Origin of the sequence: Cellulomonas palmilytica (assembly GCF_021590045.1) — a bacterium.
Lineage (GTDB): Bacteria > Actinomycetota > Actinomycetes > Actinomycetales > Cellulomonadaceae > Cellulomonas > Cellulomonas palmilytica.
In genome coordinates this window covers 792,395-810,465 of record NZ_CP062221.1, presented here as the reverse complement: position 1 = coordinate 810,465, position 18,071 = coordinate 792,395, and the positions used below count along the sequence as shown (strand labels likewise).

The 18,071-nt window shown below is 72.7% G+C and carries 20 protein-coding genes; 4 read left to right on the top strand and 16 right to left on the bottom strand.

Features of this window, described 5'->3' with window-relative positions; genetic code table 11:
• Window position 1 precedes the first annotated feature (1 nt).
• Window positions 2-2,368, bottom strand: coding sequence for a carbon starvation CstA family protein (locus F1D97_RS03890; protein WP_236122409.1), 2,367 nt, complete (start codon window positions 2,366-2,368; stop codon window positions 2-4).
• A gap of 417 nt (window positions 2,369-2,785) precedes the next feature.
• Here F1D97_RS03890 and F1D97_RS03885 point away from each other — a divergent pair, with 417 nt between their 5' ends.
• Window positions 2,786-3,148 (top strand): hypothetical protein, encoded by a 363-nt coding sequence (locus tag F1D97_RS03885; protein ID WP_236122408.1) that lies wholly within the window; start codon window positions 2,786-2,788, stop codon window positions 3,146-3,148.
• Between the two features lie 113 nt (window positions 3,149-3,261).
• On the opposite strand, the gene F1D97_RS03880 is transcribed toward F1D97_RS03885, so the two are convergent.
• From F1D97_RS03880 to F1D97_RS03870, 3 genes are all read right to left on the bottom strand, one after another.
• Window positions 3,262-3,903 carry an NADPH-dependent F420 reductase gene (locus F1D97_RS03880; protein WP_236122407.1) on the bottom strand — a complete coding sequence of 214 codons (642 nt, stop codon included), beginning with the start codon at window positions 3,901-3,903 and terminating at the stop codon, window positions 3,262-3,264.
• On the bottom strand, window positions 3,900-4,691 hold the full coding sequence (locus F1D97_RS03875; protein WP_236122406.1) for a class II aldolase/adducin family protein: 792 nt from the start codon (window positions 4,689-4,691) through the stop codon (window positions 3,900-3,902). Before F1D97_RS03875 ends, F1D97_RS03880 begins: the two co-directional genes overlap by 4 nt.
• 72 nt (window positions 4,692-4,763) lie before the next feature.
• On the bottom strand, window positions 4,764-5,246 hold the full coding sequence (locus F1D97_RS03870) for a nitroreductase/quinone reductase family protein (protein ID WP_236122405.1): 483 nt from the start codon (window positions 5,244-5,246) through the stop codon (window positions 4,764-4,766).
• 77 nt (window positions 5,247-5,323) lie between these two features.
• On the opposite strand from F1D97_RS03870, the gene F1D97_RS03865 reads away from it, so the two are divergent.
• Together F1D97_RS03865 and F1D97_RS03860 are read left to right on the top strand one after the other, a co-directional pair.
• Window positions 5,324-6,055 carry a nucleoside/nucleotide kinase family protein gene (locus F1D97_RS03865; RefSeq protein ID WP_236122404.1) on the top strand — a complete coding sequence of 244 codons (732 nt, stop codon included), beginning with the start codon at window positions 5,324-5,326 and terminating at the stop codon, window positions 6,053-6,055.
• Complete coding sequence (locus F1D97_RS03860; protein ID WP_236122403.1) at window positions 6,030-6,431, top strand: RidA family protein; 402 nt, start codon at window positions 6,030-6,032, stop codon at window positions 6,429-6,431. Before F1D97_RS03865 ends, F1D97_RS03860 begins: the two co-directional genes overlap by 26 nt.
• Window positions 6,432-6,855: 424 nt before the next feature.
• On the opposite strand, the gene F1D97_RS03855 is transcribed toward F1D97_RS03860, so the two are convergent.
• From F1D97_RS03855 to F1D97_RS03825, 7 genes are all read right to left on the bottom strand, one after another.
• The gene (locus F1D97_RS03855) at window positions 6,856-8,280 is read right to left on the bottom strand and encodes an endo-1,4-beta-xylanase (protein WP_236122402.1); all 1,425 of its coding nucleotides are present in this window, start codon (window positions 8,278-8,280) and stop codon (window positions 6,856-6,858) included.
• Between the two features lie 304 nt (window positions 8,281-8,584).
• Window positions 8,585-9,028 (bottom strand): DUF3237 family protein, encoded by a 444-nt coding sequence (locus F1D97_RS03850; protein ID WP_236122401.1) that lies wholly within the window; start codon window positions 9,026-9,028, stop codon window positions 8,585-8,587.
• Window positions 9,025-9,924 carry an alpha/beta hydrolase gene (locus tag F1D97_RS03845; RefSeq protein WP_236122400.1) on the bottom strand — a complete coding sequence of 300 codons (900 nt, stop codon included), beginning with the start codon at window positions 9,922-9,924 and terminating at the stop codon, window positions 9,025-9,027. Before F1D97_RS03845 ends, F1D97_RS03850 begins: the two co-directional genes overlap by 4 nt.
• 10 nt (window positions 9,925-9,934) lie before the next feature.
• Window positions 9,935-10,822 (bottom strand): carbohydrate ABC transporter permease, encoded by an 888-nt coding sequence (locus tag F1D97_RS03840; RefSeq protein ID WP_236122399.1) that lies wholly within the window; start codon window positions 10,820-10,822, stop codon window positions 9,935-9,937.
• Window positions 10,822-11,832, bottom strand: coding sequence for a carbohydrate ABC transporter permease (locus tag F1D97_RS03835; protein WP_236122398.1), 1,011 nt, complete (start codon window positions 11,830-11,832; stop codon window positions 10,822-10,824). Before F1D97_RS03835 ends, F1D97_RS03840 begins: the two co-directional genes overlap by 1 nt.
• A 16-nt stretch (window positions 11,833-11,848) precedes the next feature.
• Window positions 11,849-13,150, bottom strand: coding sequence for an ABC transporter substrate-binding protein (locus tag F1D97_RS03830; RefSeq protein WP_236122397.1), 1,302 nt, complete (start codon window positions 13,148-13,150; stop codon window positions 11,849-11,851).
• Window positions 13,151-13,328: 178 nt separating this feature from the next.
• Window positions 13,329-14,390: a LacI family DNA-binding transcriptional regulator gene (locus tag F1D97_RS03825; RefSeq protein ID WP_236123473.1), complete on the bottom strand. Its 1,062-nt coding sequence runs from the start codon at window positions 14,388-14,390 to the stop codon at window positions 13,329-13,331.
• Window positions 14,391-14,604: 214 nt separating this feature from the next.
• Here F1D97_RS03825 and F1D97_RS03820 point away from each other — a divergent pair, with 214 nt between their 5' ends.
• Window positions 14,605-14,913, top strand: coding sequence for a hypothetical protein (locus F1D97_RS03820; protein WP_236122396.1), 309 nt, complete (start codon window positions 14,605-14,607; stop codon window positions 14,911-14,913).
• A 34-nt stretch (window positions 14,914-14,947) separates the two neighbouring features.
• Here the strand turns inward: F1D97_RS03820 and F1D97_RS03815 are convergent, their stop codons facing one another.
• The 5 genes from F1D97_RS03815 to F1D97_RS03795 form a co-directional block, all read right to left on the bottom strand.
• On the bottom strand, window positions 14,948-15,289 hold the full coding sequence (locus F1D97_RS03815; RefSeq protein WP_236122395.1) for a hypothetical protein: 342 nt from the start codon (window positions 15,287-15,289) through the stop codon (window positions 14,948-14,950).
• Window positions 15,289-16,005, bottom strand: a complete 717-nt coding sequence (locus F1D97_RS03810) for a WXG100 family type VII secretion target (RefSeq protein ID WP_236122394.1) — start codon at window positions 16,003-16,005, stop codon at window positions 15,289-15,291. The genes F1D97_RS03815 and F1D97_RS03810 overlap by 1 nt, the downstream gene beginning before the upstream one ends.
• Window positions 16,002-16,331 carry a hypothetical protein gene (locus F1D97_RS03805; protein ID WP_236122393.1) on the bottom strand — a complete coding sequence of 110 codons (330 nt, stop codon included), beginning with the start codon at window positions 16,329-16,331 and terminating at the stop codon, window positions 16,002-16,004. The genes F1D97_RS03810 and F1D97_RS03805 overlap by 4 nt, the downstream gene beginning before the upstream one ends.
• A gap of 102 nt (window positions 16,332-16,433) precedes the next feature.
• A complete protein-coding gene (locus tag F1D97_RS03800) occupies window positions 16,434-17,357 on the bottom strand; it encodes a TolB family protein (protein WP_236122392.1) in 924 nt (307 codons plus the stop codon).
• 56 nt (window positions 17,358-17,413) lie between these two features.
• Window positions 17,414-17,950 (bottom strand): IclR family transcriptional regulator domain-containing protein, encoded by a 537-nt coding sequence (locus F1D97_RS03795; RefSeq protein ID WP_236122391.1) that lies wholly within the window; start codon window positions 17,948-17,950, stop codon window positions 17,414-17,416.
• Window positions 17,951-18,071 lie beyond the last annotated feature (121 nt).

The window sequence follows — 18,071 nt, the reverse complement described above, 5'->3', positions numbered from 1 at the left end:
ATCAGTGGTGCGCTCCGCGCAGCAGGGCGGGGTCGCCGACGACGGCGTGCTCGGCCTCGACCTTGCGCTCGAGCGGGGTCGGGACCAGCAGCCCGGACGGCGCGTAGAAGTGCGACTGCTGCGGCGGGTCCTCGCTGGTGCCGACGTCCTGGCCCCGCCCGGCGCCGGCGCGCAGCGCCTTCACGACCGTCAGGGTGGCGGCGACCATGAGCGCCGAGACCATGACGACGAACGCGATGGACAGCGTCCCCTGGATCGCGGTGTTGCGGACCGTGGCCTGGGCGTCCGCGAGCGCCTGACCGCTGAGGGTGCCGGAGTCGATCGCGTCCTGGGCCTTGCGGTTGAGCGCCCAGTACCCGAGCGCGACGTCGTCGGAGAAGATCTTCTGGAACGACGCGGTGAATGTGGTCGCGGTGTCGATCGCGAGCGGCACGAGCGGGATCCACGCCCATCGGACGTAGCCCTTCTTGACGACCATCACGGTGACGATCACCAGGGCGCACGCGGCGATGAGCTGGTTCGCGATGCCGAACAGCGGGAACAGGGTCCTGATCCCGCCGTTGGGATCGGTGACGCCCATGAGCAGCAGCGACCCCCACGCGGCGACGACGACGCCCGTGGTGAGCCACGAGCCGACGCGCCACCCGGGGTCGCGGAACCGGGGCACGAGGTTGCCGATCGCGTCGCCGAGCTGGAACCGGGCGACGCGGGTGACGGCGTCGACCGCGGACAGGATGAACAGCGCCTCGAACATGATCGCGAAGTGGTACCAGAACGCCATCATGGCCTTGCCGCCGACGACGTGGTGCAGGATGTTCGCCATCCCCACGGCGAGGGTCGGGGCGCCGCCGGTGCGGGACACCACGGAGGGCTCGCCCACGTCGTCGGCCACGGCCTCGAGCGCCTCCGCGCCGGTGAGCGTGACCTCGTCGCCGGCGATCTCGGTCTCCCAGACGATCTCCGGCTGGTTCCCGGCGGGGTCGGACACACCGAGGTTCGCGATGGCCGCCTCGGCGTTCTGCTCGGGTGTCGCCTCGGCCGAGTACGACGAGCCGGCGGTCGCCTCGATCGACGCGGCCGACATGTTCATCGAGAAGTAGATGCCCTGGTTGAGGGACACCGCCGCCGCGAGCGCCATGATCGCGACGAACGACTCCATGAGCATGCCGCCGTACCCGATCATGCGGGCCTGCGACTCCTTCTGGATCATCTTGGGGGTCGTGCCCGAGGAGACCATCGCGTGCATGCCGGACAGCGCGCCGCACGCGATGGTGATGAACAGGAACGGGAACAGCGCACCCGCGAACACGGGGCCTTCGGTGTTGAACGCGAACTCGGTGAAGTCCGGCATCTGCGCGACGGGCCGCACCACGACGATCCCGATGGCGAGCACGATGATCGTGCCGACCTTCATGAACGTCGACAGGTAGTCGCGCGGCGTGAGCAGCAGCCACACCGGCAGCACGGCGGCGAGGAAGCCGTAGATCACCATGCAGACGACGAGCGTCGTGGGGCTCAGGTGGAAGAACTCGCCCCACGAGGACTCCGCGACGTACCGGCCGCCGATGATCGCGGCGAGCAGCAGCCCGAACCCGATGATCGAGACCTCGCTGACCCGTCCGGGCCGCAGGAACCGCAGGTACAGGCCCATGAGCAGCGCGATCGGGATGGTGCAGCCGACGGAGAACACGCCCCAGGGCGACTCGGCGAGCGCGTTGACGCAGACGAGGGCGAGCACGGCCAGGACGATCATGAGCATGACGAACACGACGATGATCGCGACGGTCCCGCCGAACCGGCCGATCTCGTCGCGGGCCATCTGACCGAGGGACCGCCCGCCGCGGCGCATCGAGTAGAACAGCACGAGCATGTCCTGCACGCCGCCCGCGACGATGACGCCGAAGATGATCCACAGCGTGCCCGGCAGGTAGCCCATCTGGGCCGCGAGCACGGGGCCGACGAGCGGGCCCGCGCCGGCGATCGCCGCGAAGTGGTGGCCGTACAGCACGCGCCGATCGGTGGGGTCGAAGTCGCGGCCGTTGTTGACCCGCTCCGCGGGGGTCGCGCGCGTGTCGTCGGGACGCATGATCCGGCGCTGCACGTACAGCGCGTAGAAGCGGTACGCGATCGCGTACGACGCGACGGCCGTCACGACGAACCAGATCGTGTTGACCTCCTCGCCGCGGACGATCGCGAGCATCGTCCAGCCCAGCGCCCCGACGAGCGCGACCGCGACCCACACCGCGATGCGCGCGGGGGTCCACCGCGGCCGCTCGACGATCCCGACGGGGACCCCTGCGTCGTCCCTCTGGATGTGCGCCGCCTCGTCGTCGGTGTACTGCGGCAACGTGCTCGTCGTGCTGGCCATGGTGAGGTGCTCCCTCGGGTGCGGGGATGACGACGAGCCCATCGTTCCCCTGCCCCCGTTCCCCGGCGACTGGACCTGCGTCCGACTCCGCCGGTGCGGCCCGGGTACGGCCGCACGGGCGGTTTGCGACGGAACCGGCAAACCGGCGCGAATCCGCGGTGTACGGTGACGGCAGCGCTGGTCCGACGAGCGACGTCGTGGGGGGCGGACGTCGGGCAGGCAGGCCACGGGCGCGACACGACCGGGTCGCGATGGAGCGCGCGGTCGTGGGAGGGACGCGAGCCGCCCCACGCCGGCAGGCACCTGCCGCACCGGACTCCCCCGACGATCGGACGGCACATGCCACCGAGCTCCGAACCCGGCCACCCAGCCCCCCGGCAGCTGCCCCCCGGCCACCCCTCGGCACCGCTCGAGCTCATGGGCGTCATCTCCGCGACGGTGCCTCACGAGCACCGTGCGGGGTCCCGCTCGGCGCGGTACACCGTGGCCGCGCGGTTCTCCCGCAGCGCGTCGGCGTGGGAGCGCGCGCTGATCGAGCATCCGCGCGTGCAGACGATCCTCGCCGAGCAGGGCTACGGGTCGGTGCGCCTCAAGGTCCTCGACCGCCGCCTGCTGATCGAGAACACGAACGTGCAGATGCTCGAGCGCGGGCTGGCCGCCGCGATCGCGGAGATCCTGGCGGCCGTCGACCGGGAGGTCGCGGCGGGCCGGGCGCGCAGCCTGCGTGAGGCGCAGCAGCGCCGGGCGGCGCAGTCGCAGCGCTCGGTGGTCGGCGAGTAGGCCGGGGGGCCGTGTCCGGGCCCTGGCCGGGAGGGCTGACGACGAGGGCGGCGGGCCGCGGGTGACCGCGCGCCCGCCGCCCTCGGGCGGTCAGCGGGTCAGACCGTGCGCGGTCAGACGGTGCGCGTCGCCTTCGCGAGCGCGTCCTCCAGCTCGGTGCGCGTGAGCGGGACGCCGTACCCGGGCCGGTCGCGCTCGATGCGCCACGACTCCGACAGTGGCGACACGTCGACCGCGTCGTACCCGGCCGCGTCGTACAGCTCGGTGACCAGCCGAGCGGCCTCGGGGAAGTCGCTCGACACGACGAGCGCCCGGCGGTCGGGCGCCCCGGCGGGCTTGCCGTCGGTGGTGATCTCGGCGGCGACGATGTGGTTGAACGCCTTGACGACCTTGGACTTGGGCAGGTGCTCCTGCAGCAGCGCGGACGTCGTCGTCTCGCCCCGGTCGAGCGCGTCGATGCGGCCGTCGCGCTCCCAGTAGTAGTTGTTGGTGTCGAGCACGACCTTCCCGGCGAGCGGCTCGACCGGGATCGAGCCGATGGCGTGCAGCGGGACGGTGACGACCGCGACGTCGGCGGCCTCGGCGGCCTCCTGCGCGGTGGCGGCCCGCGCGCGGTCCCCGAGCTCGGCGACGAGGTCGACGAGCGTGTGCGGGCCGCGCGAGTTGGCGATGACGACGTCGTGGCCGAGTCCGACGACGACGCGGGCGACCTGGCTGCCGATGTGACCGGCGCCGATGATTCCGTAGGTGGTCATGCGGGGGTAATCGCCCCGGAGCGCCCGAAATTCCCCGGCTCGCTCGCGACGAACGCGGCCAGGACCGGCGCGAACTGCTCGTGCGCCGCCTGGGGAGTCAGCTGCCACTTCTCCTGCAGGTCGGCGTCGATGTCCCGCGCGAGGCTCGCTGCGCGCAGCAGCAGCTCGGTCTTCGCGGCGCGCTCGAACGAGACCCACCAGAACGCGGCCTCGAGGATCGACGCCCCGAACGTCACGGCGCCGTGCGCGCGCTGCACGAGGATCCGCGCGGTGTCGCCGAGCGCCTGCGAGCAGGGAACGGCGAACGAGTCCCGCACCGCGATCCACGGCCGGATCCAGGAGGCGTCGGTGGTGAGCGGCGCGAGCACGCCGCCCGCGCTGGACCATGCGAACGTGTGCTCGGAGTGCAGGTGCAGGCCCGCGCGCAGGTCGGGGCGTGCGCGGTGCACCTCGAGCTGGCCGTGGTAGCCGTTGGCGCCGTGACGGCCGGCGACGACGGTGCCGTCGGGGTCGACGAGCACGAGGTCGTCGGGCGTGATGACCGAGAACGGCAGGCCGGTCGGGTTGACCCAGTAGCGCTCGGGCTCGCCGAGGTCGCGGACGGTCACGTGGCCGGCGAGCGCGTACTGGTAGCCGTGCGTGCCGAGGTAGCGCAGGGTCGCGGCGACGTCGTGCTTGACGGCGGCGCGCTGCGCCTCGACGTCGGTCGCGCCGGTGGTCGTGGTGTCGGGTGTGGTGACGGGTGTGGTGTCGGGTGCGGTGACGGGTGCGGTGGCGGTGGTCGACATGCGGCGGACGGTAGGAACGCCCGTCCGACCCGTCAATAGTTGACCAGCTCCGTCCGGATTACGGACGCGCGCTCAGCGCACCGGTTCGAGCACGACGACCGCGGTCCGCCGGCTCCGGCGCGCGGCGTACGCCTCCAGGTTCTTGTCGACCTCGCAGTACGCCGACCACAACCGCTCACGCTCGGCGCCCTCGGCCTCGCGGGCCCGGACGTCGAGCGTCCCGTCCTTGAGGTCGACGCGCGCCGTCGGCTCCGCCTGCAGGTTGAGCCACCACGCGGGCTCGGGGTCGGCCCAGCCGTTCATCGCGAGCGTCACGAGGTTCGGCCCGTCCTCCAGGTACCCGAGGATCACCGCGCGCTCGGCACCGCTGCGGCGGCCCGTCGTGCGCAGCACGATCGTCCCCCACGCACCCGGCTTGGGCTTCCACAGCCCGAGCCGCCCGCGCGAGAACCGGACCATCGCACGGTGCACGACCCACGCGGTGCGGATGAACCAGCGCGGCGGGAGCCGCGGCTCGCGGGCGGGCGCGGTCGCACGCTCGTCGGTGTCGCCCATCGGTTCCCCCTGCGTTGCGCGGCGGGCGGGTCCTGCACGACGCTACCGACGTCACCCACCCCCGTCGAGGCCCCCACATGTCCGACTTCCCCGCCACGCCGCCCGTCGCGGAACTCGCCGTGCTCGCCGCGCGCGTGCGCGACCTGCGGGCCGCGCGCGGCGCACGCGTGCTCGTCGGGATCACGGGAAGCCCGGGCGCGGGCAAGACGACGCTCGCGACGCTGCTCGTCGCCGAGCTCGGCCCCGACGCGGTGCACCTGCCGATGGACGGCTTCCACCTCGCGAACGCGACCCTCGACGCGCTCGGCCGCCACGACCGCAAGGGCGCGCTCGACACGTTCGACGGCTGGGGCTTCCTCGCGCTGCTGCGCCGCGTGCGCGACGAGCGCGACCGCACCGTGTACGCGCCGTCGTTCCGGCGGGAGGTCGACGAGCCGGTCGCCGCCGAGATCGCGGTCGAGCCGCATCACGAGGTCGTCGTGGTCGAGGGGAACTACCTGCTGGTCGACGACGGGCCGTGGGCGCACGTGCGCGGCGTGCTCGACGAGACGTGGTTCGCGGTGACGCCGGACGACGAGCGCACGCGCCGGCTCGTCGAGCGGCACACGCGCCACGGCCGCACCCCGGACGCCGCCGCCGCGTGGGCCGAGCAGGTCGACGGCCGCAACGCCGCGCTCGTCGAGCCGACCGCGGCGCGCGCGGACCTGCTCGTCTCGGGCTTTCGGGCCGCGCGTCCGGAGGCGTGTCGGGGCACGTGTCGGTGCGCGGTGGGAGCCTCGGACGATGGAGATCCTGCGACTGCAACCTGACGGGCTCGTGCGGAGCCCGGCCTTCAGCCACGTCGCCGTCGTCCCGCCGGGCGCGACGACCGTCTACGTCGGCGGCCAGAACGGCGTCGACGAGTCCGGGGCAGTGGTGTCCGACGACGTGGCGACCCAGGCCGTGCGGACGATCGAGAACGCGCGCACGGCGCTCGCGGCCGCGGGCGCGACGCTCGCGGACGTCGTGCAGTGGACCGTGCTGATCCACGCCGACGCGGACCTGCGCGCCGCGTACGGGGCGATCGGGCCGATGCTCGCGACCGGGGGCGCTCCCCCGCTCGTCACCGCCGCGCGCGTGGCGGGGCTCGGCGTCCCGGGTGCGCTGCTCGAGGTGAGCGCGGTCGCGGCGGTCGTGCGCGACTGAGGCCCGCTCCGGGGTGGCCCACCGGGCCCGGCCACCGACATCGACCGCCGCGACTCGCGGTGGGTGTCACGACCGTGCGCCTCCGGCTCGCCCGCACAGGGCGTCCCTCGGGTCTTGGTGGACCGCTCTCGCTGCCCGGCACAGTCGTGACTGATGCGTGCCTGAACAGTAAGGTCCCCGCCCGCCGCGCGCATCCGGAACGCAAAGCCGGGCCGCGCGCGGCCGGTCGAGGGTGCTCCCGGGTCAGAGCCCGGGCAAGGACGGCGCCCGTGCGTCCCGTGCCCTCCCTGATCCGGGCATGTTCCGGGCATGGTCCGGGCATGTTCCGGGCATGGTCCGGGCATGGAAGCACCCCGGTGGGCGCGGTTTCCGGGCGCGCGCCCACCGGGGTGCGTCTGTGGCTCGACTCAGCCGACGCGGTGCGTCAGGAGGCCGAGCAGCTGATCGACGGCCAGCTCCAGTTGCCGCCGTGGTTCACGGTGAAGCCGAACGTGGTCGACTGGCCGTTGGCGAGACCGCCACCCTGGACGATCATCGTGCGCTGAGCGGGCCAGCTGGCCTGCCCGCCCCAGACCGCGGAGATGAGCTGCGGGTACTGGAGCTGCACCGTGGTCGTCCACGAGCTGATGTTGCCGTTGGCGCGGACGGTCACGTTGCCGTTGAACCGGTCGTTCCACTTCTGGCCCTCGGAGTACGTGACCGAGCAGCTGCCGCCACCCGTGGGGGGCGGGGTCGTCGGGTTCGTCGTCGGGTTCTGGGTGGGGTTCTGCGTCGGGTTCTGCGTCGGGTTGGTCGTGCCGCCGCCCTGGACCGGGGTGCCACCCGCGTTCAGCTGGTTCAGGACGCTCGTGTACGCCTGCTTCTTGTTGCCCGAGCCGTCGAAGAGCAGCGGGGTGCCCGAGGAGCGCCACGAGTCGGAGTCCTTGACGCCCCAGACCGTGATGCCGGTGCAGCGCGCGACCGCGAGGCACGCCTGCACGACGCCCTTGAACTGGTCCGCCTGCGACGAGCCCGAGCCCTCGATGTCGAGCTCGGTGATCTGCACGTCCACGCCGAGCGCGGCGAAGTTGCCGAGCGTCTCGTGGTAGTTCGACGGGACCGGGTTGCCCGAGTTGAAGTGCGCCTGGAAGCCGACGCAGTCGATCGGCACGCCACGGGCCTTGAAGTCCTTGACCATGTTGTAGACGCCCTGCGTCTTCGCGTGCGACCAGTTGTCGGTGTTGTAGTCGTTGTAGCAGAGCTTGGCGCCCGGGTCGGCGGCGCGGGCGGCGCGGAACGCGGCCTCGATCCAGTCGTTACCGGTGCGCTGCAGGTTCGAGTCGCGGCGGCCGCCGGAGTTCCCGTCCGCGTACGCCTCGTTCACGACGTCCCAGGCGTAGATCTTGCCCTTGTAGTGCTCGGCGACCTTGGTGACGTGGTTGAGCATCGAGTTGCGCAGCGTGGTGCCGGACTGGTTCTGCATCCAGCCGGGCTGCTGCGAGTGCCAGGCCAGGGCGTGACCGCGCACGCGCTTGCCGTTCTGGAGCGCCCAGTTCACGATCTGGTCGCCGCTCGAGTAGTTGAAGTTGTTCTGCGACGGCTCCGTCGCGTCCATCTTCATCTCGTTCTCGGCGGTGATCATGTTGAACTCACGGTTCGTGATGTTCAGGGTGCCCGAGTTGTTGAAGTAGTGGCCGGCCATGGCCGTGCCGAAGTAGCGGCCGGTCTCGGCGGCGGCGGCCTGCAGCGTGCTGCCGGCGGCCTGCGCGGGCACGGCGAGCGAGACCGCGACCGCGGCGGCGGCGAGGCCGCCCACGGCGGCGACGATCCGCCGGCTGGGGCGCCGGCTGCGGTGACGTGGGGTCGTCATCGATCCCTCCTGGGTTCGGGTAGCGGGGGTTCTACATCGGTGGGTTCTACATCGGTGAAGATTGCCCGGCACGCCACCTTTCGCCCGGGACGCCCGACCCGTCAAGACTTCCGAAGCGATTGATAGTTTCGGAACCGGGACCGAAGCGATTTGCCACCCTTCCGGGCGACTTACACCGGTGTAGGGTGCACTCGAACGGTAGATTCCGGGTGACGTGGACGTTCACCCGGGAGACGCAGGGACGCCACCCTCGCAAGTATCGGGATCAACTGCACCGTCCCCGGGCGAACCGGACGGACGAGTCTCAGCCCACCAGGCCCACGCGGAGCACCTCGATGCTCACCCGGTGCTCGTCGAGCCGCGGCACCAGGAGCCCCACGTGCACGCCCGTCGCGAGCCACGCCGGCCCGTGGGCGGGCACCTCGAACCGCGGGGCCGTGAGGATCGGCAGCGTCGGGCTCGGCGGGTGGACCGCCGTGTTCAGCACCGAGACCACCACGCCACCCGCGAGCCGCAGCTCGTAGCGCGCCCACAGCTCGACGGTCCCGTCGGGGCGCGCGAGGTTCCAGTCGGCCCCGCCCGGCAGCACCTCGCCGTCGACGTCGCCGCTCACCGTCCCGCCGACGATGGGGATGACCCGCCGGAACCCGGTCGGCACGTGCCCGACCTCGACCACCTCGCCGAGCAGCGCGTCGATCGTGAGGACGTGCTCACCCGTCAACGCGGGCGCACCCGGCAGCACCGTCACGCGCCCGCCTCGTCGACCAGGACGCGCCGGGCGAACCGCGCGATGCGCTCCCAGGCCGCCGCGGCCTCGTCGTCGGGGCCGACGTGCGTGAACGCGTGCCCGCAGCCCGCGTGCACCACGTGCTCGACCGGCACCCCCGCCTCCGCGAGCCGCTCGGCGAACCGGTCGCCCTCGGCGCGCAGCAGGTCGAGCTCCGCGGTGAGGACGAGCGTCGGCGGCAGGCCGCTCAGGTCGTCGGCCAGCAACGGTGACGCGAGCTCGTCGGCCGGGTCGGCGTCCGCGAGGTACCAGGCGTTGAACCGCGCCCCGGCGTCCGCCAGCGCCACGGCCCCCGGGTCGGGCGCCGTGGTGAGCTTCGCCGCGGGCGGCGTCGCCAGGTCGAGCGGCGCGTAGTCGACGACGACGCCGCGCAGCGACGGCCCGCCCGAGCGCCGCGCGAGCAGCGCGGCCGCCGCCGCGAGGTTGCCTCCCGCGCTGTGGCCGGCCACCGCCAGGCGCGTGCCGTCCAGGCCGTGCGCGCCCGCGTGCTCGGCGAGCCACGCCAGCAGGCCGTGCACCTGGTGCACCGCCGCGGGGAACGGGTGCTCGGGCGCGAGCAGGTAGTCGACGTTGACCACCGCGCAGCCCGCCGCGTCGGCGAGGAAGCGGCAGTACGGGTCGTCGTCGCGACCCTCCCCCAGCACGAACCCGCCGCCGTGCAGGTTCACGAGCACCGGCGGCGGGCCGGCCACGCCGGCCGGGCGGTAGACCATGAGCTCGCGCACGGGCGCGCCCGCGCCCGCGTCGAGCACCTCGTACGTCCCGACCGGCAGGTGCGGCAGCGCGCGCGTGAGCGAGGCCCCGTACCGCGCCGACTCCACCCGGAACGCCGCCACGTCGTCGTGCACAGGGCTCACTCGTGCGACCTCATCCCTTCACCGCGCCCGTCAGGCCGCCGACGATCCGACGCTCGAACAGGCTGAAGAACAGCAGCGCGGGCAGCATCGCCAGCGACGTGAACGCGAGCACCTTAGCGGTGTCCACCGAGTACTCGGACGAGAACGCCTGGACCCCGAGCGGCAGGGTGAACGAGTCGGAGTCGTTGAGGATGAACAGCGGCAGCAGGTAGCTGTTCCAGCTGCCGATGAACGCCAGGATCCCGACGGTGATGACGCCGGGCAGCGACAGCGGCAGGACCATCCGCCAGAAGAACCCGAGGCGGCTGCAGCCGTCGATCGCGGCGGCCTCCTGGAGCTCGGCGGGGATCGCGCGCAGGAACGGCACCAGGATGATGACGGTCGTCGGCAGCGCGAACCCGATCTGCGGGAGGATCACGCCCCACAGGTCGTTCATCAGGCCGAGCGTGCGGACCAGGATGTACAGCGGCGTGATCGCCACCGTCATGGGGAACATGAGGCCCGCCGCGAACAGCGCGTACAGCCCGCCGCGCCCGACGAACCGGTACCGCGCGATCGCGAAGCTCGCCATGAGCCCCAGCACGACGACGCCGATCGTCGTCGCGCCCGCCGCGAACGCGGAGTTCAGCACCTGGCGCCAGAACACGTCGCCGGTGAGGACGTCGACGTAGTTGCCGACCTGCCACGGGTCGGGCCAGCCCGACGGGTCCGTGGTGATCTGCGCGTTCGTCCGGAACCCGCCGATGACGACGTACGCGACGGGCGCGAGCATCACGAGGATCAGCAGCACGGCGACCGTGTACACACCCGGACCGCCCCACGGGCGGCTGTCGGACCGCCGCAGGTCCGGCTGTCGGTCGGGAGCCAGCGGCGGCGGGGCGAGGGTCGTGACGGCCATCAGCGAGCACCTCCCGTGATCGCGCCCTCGGTGTCCCGCCGCAGGACGAAGCGCTGGTAGACGAGTGCGACGACGAGCGAGATGAGGAACAGCACGACGGCGACCGCGTTGCCGTACCCGTAGCTGCCCGCGTTGCGGCCGAACGACACCATGTACGTCGCCATCGTCGAGGTGCCCGCGGTCGACGCCACGTACTGGCCCCAGATGATGTAGACGAGGTCGAACAGCTGCAGCGCGCCGATGATCGACAGGAACGCCCAGATGCGCAGCGTCGGCGCGAGCAGCGGGAGCGTGATGTGCCGCTGCACCTGCCAGTACGACGCGCCGTCGATCGACGCGGCCTCGTGCAGCTCGGCCGGGATGCCCTGCAGCCCGGCGAGGAAGAGGATCACCGCGAAGCCGATGTACTTCCAGGTGATGATCCCCATGAGGGTCCAGATGGCGATGTCCGGGTCGGAGATCCAGTCCCGCGCCCACGACTCGAGCCCGATGTTCGCGAGCAGGTCGTTCAGCGCACCGGTGCTCTGCAGGATCAGGCTCCACCCGGTGCCGACGACGACCTCGGAGATCACGTACGGCACGAAGATCAGCACCCGGATCACCGACTGCCCGCGCATGCGCCGGTTGAGCAGCAGCGCGATCAGCACGGCGGCCGGCCCCTGCAGGACCAGGGAGAACACCACGATGAACGCGTTGTGCCGCAGCGCGTCGTGGAACAGCGGGTCCTGCAGGATCGTCGCGTAGTTCTTCAGCCCGACGAAGTCGGTGGGCGGCCCGTAGCCCTCCCACCGGAAGAACCCGTAGTACGCGGCCATGACCACGGGGAAGATCACGAAGGCCAGGAAGACGAGGAGCGCGGGTCCCGTCAGGACCGCGATCTCCAGACGCTCGCCCCAGCCGAGGCCGCGCCGGCTGCGCGGCGGCGGGGGTGGCACCTGCGCGGTGTCACCCCCGCCGACGGGCACGTCGACGGGCGAGCCGGGCTGCGAGCTCGCTCGTGAGGACGTCATCGGTGCGGCTGCCCCGTCACGCCTTCGCGGCCGCGTCGTTGACCGCCTGCACCACGCCCGCGGCGTCACGCTTGCCCGCGAGCAGGTCGACGATCGCGACGTTGAGCGCGTTGCCGACGTTCTGGCCGTAGACCGTGTCGAGCCACTGCGACACGAACGGTGCGGCGTTGTAGGCGTCGAGCACGCTCTTGAGGTACGGCTCGGTGATGACCTTCTGCGACTCCGTGTTCACCGTGGGCGCGTTGAAGGCCTTGTAGTAGGCCTCCTGCACGTCGGTGCGCGCGATGTAGTTCAGGAACGCGGCGCACGCCTCCTTCGGCGCCTGGGCCGAGCACGAGTACCCGTCGACACCACCGAGGATCGAGCCGGGCTCGCCCTCGCCGCCGGGGACCTCCGGGAACGCGAACCAGTCGAGGTCCGGCAGCGGCTTCTCGTCGGGCGTGAGGGAGCCGATGACGCCCGGGTTCCATGCGCCCATGAGCTCCATCGCGGCCTTGTGGTTGGCCAGGAGGCCGGCCGACGAGCCCGCGCCCTGCTGCGCGGAGGTCGTGAGGAAGCCCTGGTTGAACGGCTCGGTCGCGGCGAACGCCTCGAGGTTCTCGGCCGCGTCGAGCCAGCACGGGTCGGTGAACTCCATCGAGCTCGCGGTCGCCTCGAGCGTCTCGGGGCTGCACGCGCGCAGCGCGAAGAAGTAGTACCAGTGCGCGGCCGGCCACGCGTCCTTGGCGCCCAGGGCGATCGGGGCGACGCCCGTGCCCTTGAGCTTGGTGACCGCGTCGTCCAGCTCGTCGATCGTCGTCGGCGTGGACGTGATCCCCGCGGCCTCGAACAGGTCCTTCGAGTACCAGATGCCGCCGGGCAGCACCGCGATCGGCATCGCGTACGTCTTGCCCTCGAGCTCGTTGGCCTTGAACGAGCCCTCGGGGATCAGCTCCTTGGTCTCGTCGGAGATCAGGTCGGTGATGTCCAGGAGCTGGTTGGCCCGGACCATCGCCGCCATCTTGCCGCCGCCGCGCTGCAGGAAGATGTCCGGCGCGTCACCCGAGTTCAGAGCGGTCTGCAGCTTGCCGTCCAGGTCCTCGTTCTGGATCGACTGGACCTTGATCGTGACGTTCGGGTTGTCCGCCATGAACGCCGCGACGGTGTCGTCCCAGAACGCCTTCCCGGCGCCGGTGGAGGCGTTGTGCCAGAAGGTCATCTCGACCTTCTCGTCGGTCGCGCCGTCCGAGCCACCGTCGTCGTCGCTGCTGCAGGCCGTGAGCCCCGCCAGGGTCAGGAGCATCGCGGTCCCTGCCGCGAGCATCGTCCGTGTCTTCATCCCTGCTGCCTTCCTACTCGTCCTCGAGAGATCGCAGCCGCGTCGCCGGGCGACGCTGCGCGGACCGCGCGGTCGACCGCACACGTCCCCACCGTGCAGAAAGTTGCGTCTACACCGGTGAAAGACGATGTCCGCAATCACCGTGGCAATCCGGACGAGAGGTGTCAATCCCGTCAGGCTACGGTTCCCTAACGGTCCGGGCACGACCCGGACGCGCGCCCGCCGCGACCCGTGCGGGCGTGCTCTCGCGCTCGACGAGCCGCAGGTCCGCGACGTGCAGCACGGGGGGTCGACGCGTCGCGCCCGGCGCCTCGTCGAGCCGGGCGCGCAGCAGGTCGACCGCCACCTGGGCGATCTCCCGACGGCCCGGGTCGACCGTCGTCAGCGCCGGGGTGGAGTACCGGGCGTCCTCGATGTCGTCGAACCCGACGACCGCCACGTCGCACGGGATCGCGAGGCCCCGGACCTGCAGCTCGAACATCGCACCCACCGCGAGCGCGTCGTTGAACGCCACCACGCCGTCGACCTCGACCCCCGAGTCGAGCACCGCCGCCATCGCGCGCGCACCGTTCGCGCGGTGCCAGCCGTCGTCCGCCCAGCCGAGCAACCGCTCGTCGACCCCGATCCCGCGCGCCGCCAGAGCCTCCCGGTAGCCCTGGAAGCGCAGCGTCGCCGAGCCGGCCGTCGGGGCGTGCAGCATGCCGATCGCCGCGATGCTCCGACGCCCCGCGTCGAGCAGCAGCTCCGCCGCGGCGCGCGCGCCCTCGACGTTGTGCATCGTCACGTGGTCCACGTGCGGGGAGAAGATCTGCTCACCCAGCAGCACCAGCGGGTAGTCGAGGTCCTCGAGCAGGTGCGCGTCGGACTGGTCCAGCGCCGCCGGGCTGAACACCAGGCCGTCGACCAGCCGGCGCCGCGGCTCGCGCAGCGCGTCGAGCTCGCCCTCGCGCGTGAAGCCCGTCGGCTGGATCAGCACGTGCAGGTCATGCCGCCGCGCCGCCGCGAGGATCTCGTCGGCCAGCTCACCGAAGTACGGCTGGCCCAGCTCCGGGACCGCCAGGCCGATGAGCCCGCTGCGGCCCGAGCGGAGGATGCGCGCGGTCACGTTGATCTCGTAGCCCAGGTCGTCGACCGCGGCCAGCACGCGCGCCCGCGTCGACTCGCGGATGTACGGGTAGCCGCTCAGGACGTTGGAGACCGTCTTCGCGGAGACGCCCGCGCGCCGCGCGACGTCCGCCATCGTCGCCACAGCCCACTCCTTCGCGTCGCCGCCGGGGGTTCCCGCGCACACAGGCGCGGGCAGCGGCAATCTACCCGAGTCGGGACACCTCGGGCCCCGGGTCCCGTCTGCGATGTCGAGAGCTCGCCCCGCTCCGCGCCCCGGACCGCCGCGCACCCGACGAGGTCGAGCGCCCCTGGCGTCCGTGCGCGCACCGCGTCTGTACAGTGCTCGCGTGCCCGAGAAGCTCCTCTCCGACGGACAGATCCGACTCGTCCGCACCGCGACCGCGATCGTCATGGGCCTGCTCGTGCTGGGCGTGACCGTCGCCCTGCTCACCTACCCGAGCTGGCAGCTCGGCCTGGCCCTCGCGCTCGTCGTCGTCGCGGCCGTCGTGGCCGTGCTCCTGCCCGGGCGCATGCTCGCGCCGCTGCAGCCGGGCGTGCCCGCGTCCGCGTACCTGCCCTCGGCCGGCCTCGCGCTGCTCGTCGTCGCGCTCGTGGCAGGCGCCGGGGTGCTGTTCTCGCAGGCGCCGATCTCCTGAGGCGTCTCCCGAGGCCGTCCCCGGGGCCCGGACGTCAGGTCCCGTCGCCGTACCGCTCCCGGTAGACCTCCTCGCGCGCGCGGGCGACCTGCTCGCGCCCCTGCGCGACGAGCGCGTCACGCTCCTGCGGGGTCAGCGCCGCCCACTGCTCGGTCGCGACCCGCGCCGCGGGCGCCACGACCTCGTCGAACTCCGGCGTGCGCGCCACGTCGCGCAGCGTCCGGCGCCCGGCGAGCACGTCGTCGAGCATGTCCCCGAGCGGGGTGCCCGCGGCCTGGTCCCGCAACGCCGCGACCTGGCGGCGCAGCACCCGGTCCGCTCCCGCGTCGGCCGCCGTGACGCTGAGGAGGGGCTGCTGCTCGTCCTGCTCGCTCATCACACCGCCGGGTTGTCGTAGGCACCCGCGGGCAGCGGGTGCGTGCTGAATCCGTGGATCGAGCCCAGGTAGCCCGCGGTCACGCCGACGACCCCGTCGACCGCCGTGATCGCGTACCCGTGCACCTCGATGACCTTGAGCCACGTGCGCACGGCCTGCGTGATCGAGAACGCGGTCGCGCCGCCGCCGAGGATCCCGCCGACCACCGTCCACGACGAGGCCGCGGCCGCCGCCGCGCTGATCGCCGCCGCGATCGCGTAGTCCAGCAGCGCCTGCAGGAGCCCGACGAGCATCGCCTGCGTCGACTTCATGCCCTGCGCGACCACGTCGACCTCGTGCGCGATCGACGTCAGCGGCTTCTCCTGGTCGCGCACGGCCGTCTCGAGCTCGGTGAAGTACCGCGACGCCGCCGCGGCCGCGTTGCCGTCCCAGCCCTCGCGGAACGTCGCACGCGCCTCGGCGAGCTCGGTCGCGTACTGCTGGTGGAACGTCGCCAGGTGCTCGAGCGCGGACGCCGCGCGGGACATCGCCTCCCAGTCGCCCGCGAAGTGCTCGGTCACCCACTCGAGCGGGTTGGTGCCGCTCACCTGCTCGATCACCCACATCAGCCAGTAGCTCGGGCTGATGAGGTCCGGGAAGTGCAGCGCCAGGTCGACGAAGTCCGGGATGGGCGCCGAGGGGACCGGCGAGACGAGCGCGTCCGCGGCCGACGTCATCGCACCCCGCCCGGCGTCCGCGCCTGCAGAGCGTCCAGGCGCGCGTCCGTCGCGTCGTCGGTCCGGCGGTACGTCTGCGCCGTGAGCCGCAGCTCGCGCGCGGACGCCTCCGTGAGCTCCCGGAGCCGGGAGAGCTCGGCCTCGACCGCGGCCCGCACGTCGTCGAGCACGCCGATCGCGGTCACGAAGATCCCGGAGTCCCCGAGCCCGCCCTTGAGCTCGACGTGCGACCGCGCGTACGTGCGCGCGGTGCTCGTGTCCCCCGCGAGGTCCGTCAGCGCCTGCGCGGCGGCGTCGAGCTTCGACTCGTCGACCCGGAACGTCATGGCCCACCCTCCCCTCGCGTCGCCGGACCGGCGGCGACGTGTGGGACGCACCCTAACAACCCGGGACGAGCCGCACGCCGCGCGCGAGCCGCTGGACGCGCGTCAGCGGGCGGCGGGACCCCAGTCGATGAAGCCGGGGCGCAGGGACGTCAGCGGCAGCGCGTGCGCACCGTGGCCGTCGGGCCGCACCACCATCAGGGCGTACCCGCCGCCGCGCTCGTACCGGTAGACCACCCATTTCCCGTCGGGCGAGTACCCACCGGCGACCGCGCGCTCGTCGGCCGACGTCAGGTGCGTCAGGTAGCGCAGGTCGCTGCCGTCCGCACGGATCGTGACGACGTTCGCCGGCTGGGTGGGGTCGTCGGCGTTGTCGCTCGTCACGATGCGCCTCCCGTCCGGCGACCAGCCGTGCTTGTACGAGATCCCGAACAGGGCCGGCGTGACCTGCCGGACGTGGCCGCCGCCGTGCATCGGGGCCGCGAAGACCGCGGTGCGTCCGTCCGGGAGCCAGGACAGGAAGCTGAGCGTGCGGCCGTCCGGGGAGACCTCGGGCGTCGCCGCGCCCTCGGGTCCGGTGGCGATGCGGCGCCGGTCGCCGCCCCGCAGGTCCATGACCCAGATCGCGTCGTCGCCCGTCGTGGCGTCGTAGCGTTCGAAGACCAGGTGGCGACCGTCGGGCGTGAAGGCCGGGTCGGTCTCGCAGCCGTCGGGTGTCTGCGACGCGAGGGTGCGCTGCCGACTGCCGTCCGCGCGGACCAGAGCGATCGTGCACTCGTCGGACGCGTAGGCGATCCACCGGCCGTCGGGCGACCAGTCGGGCGCGGTGGCGGGCGCGGACCCGTGCGTGACCTGGCGCAGACCGTGCCCGTCGCTGCGCACCGTGAAGACCTGCGTGGTGCCGTCCTCGGCCTGGGACTGGAACGCGATCAGCCCGTTCCTGACGTGGCCGGTCGCGGCGGCGGACCCGGCGCCCGTGGGCGCCAGGAGGAGCACGACGAGAACTCCGATGACACCCAGACGACGCATGACCGATGCACCCCATCCTGTGGTCGCCGAACGTGCGTCCCAGCGTGGTCCTCGGGCTACGGACCCGTCACGGGTGCCGGTTCACTGAGCGAACCGCTCGGTGGCGGGAGGCTCGCCGCGAGCTGCTCGCTCGCGCGGCGCAGCGGCACGCCGAGCGCGTCCGGCCGCCAGCCCCCCGACGGGCCGAGCACGCCCACGACCTCGACGACCCGGCCCAGCGCGTCCCGCACGCCCGCCGCGATGCACGACCAGCCGAGCGTGTGCTCGTCGCGCTCGACGGACGTCCCCTCGCGTGCGGCGGCGAGCGCCGAGGCGAGCACCCGGGAGCTCGCCGGGGAGTAGCGCGTGCGGCGCCGGATGCCGGCTCGCAGGAGCGAGTCGACCACCTCGGGACGCCTGGCGTACGCCGCCCGACCCGCAGCCGTCAGCAGCACGCCGCTCGTCAGGCCGGTGCGCCGCGGGAACCCGCCCTGGCGCTGGAGCGCCTCGACCCGCTCCTGGCCGTACGCCACGTACGTCGTGACGAGCGACAGGTCCGGCTCGACCCGCAGGAGGAACGCGATCTCCCTCGTGCGCTCGTGGAGCTCGGCCACGTGCGGGACCGCCGCCGCGCGGTCCGGGTGGGCTTCGGGAGCGCGGTGCGGCGCGCGAGCTCGGCCTGCGAGAGGCAGCCCGCGTCCGCCACCGTCGTCAGCACGAGCGTCACGCGGCCCA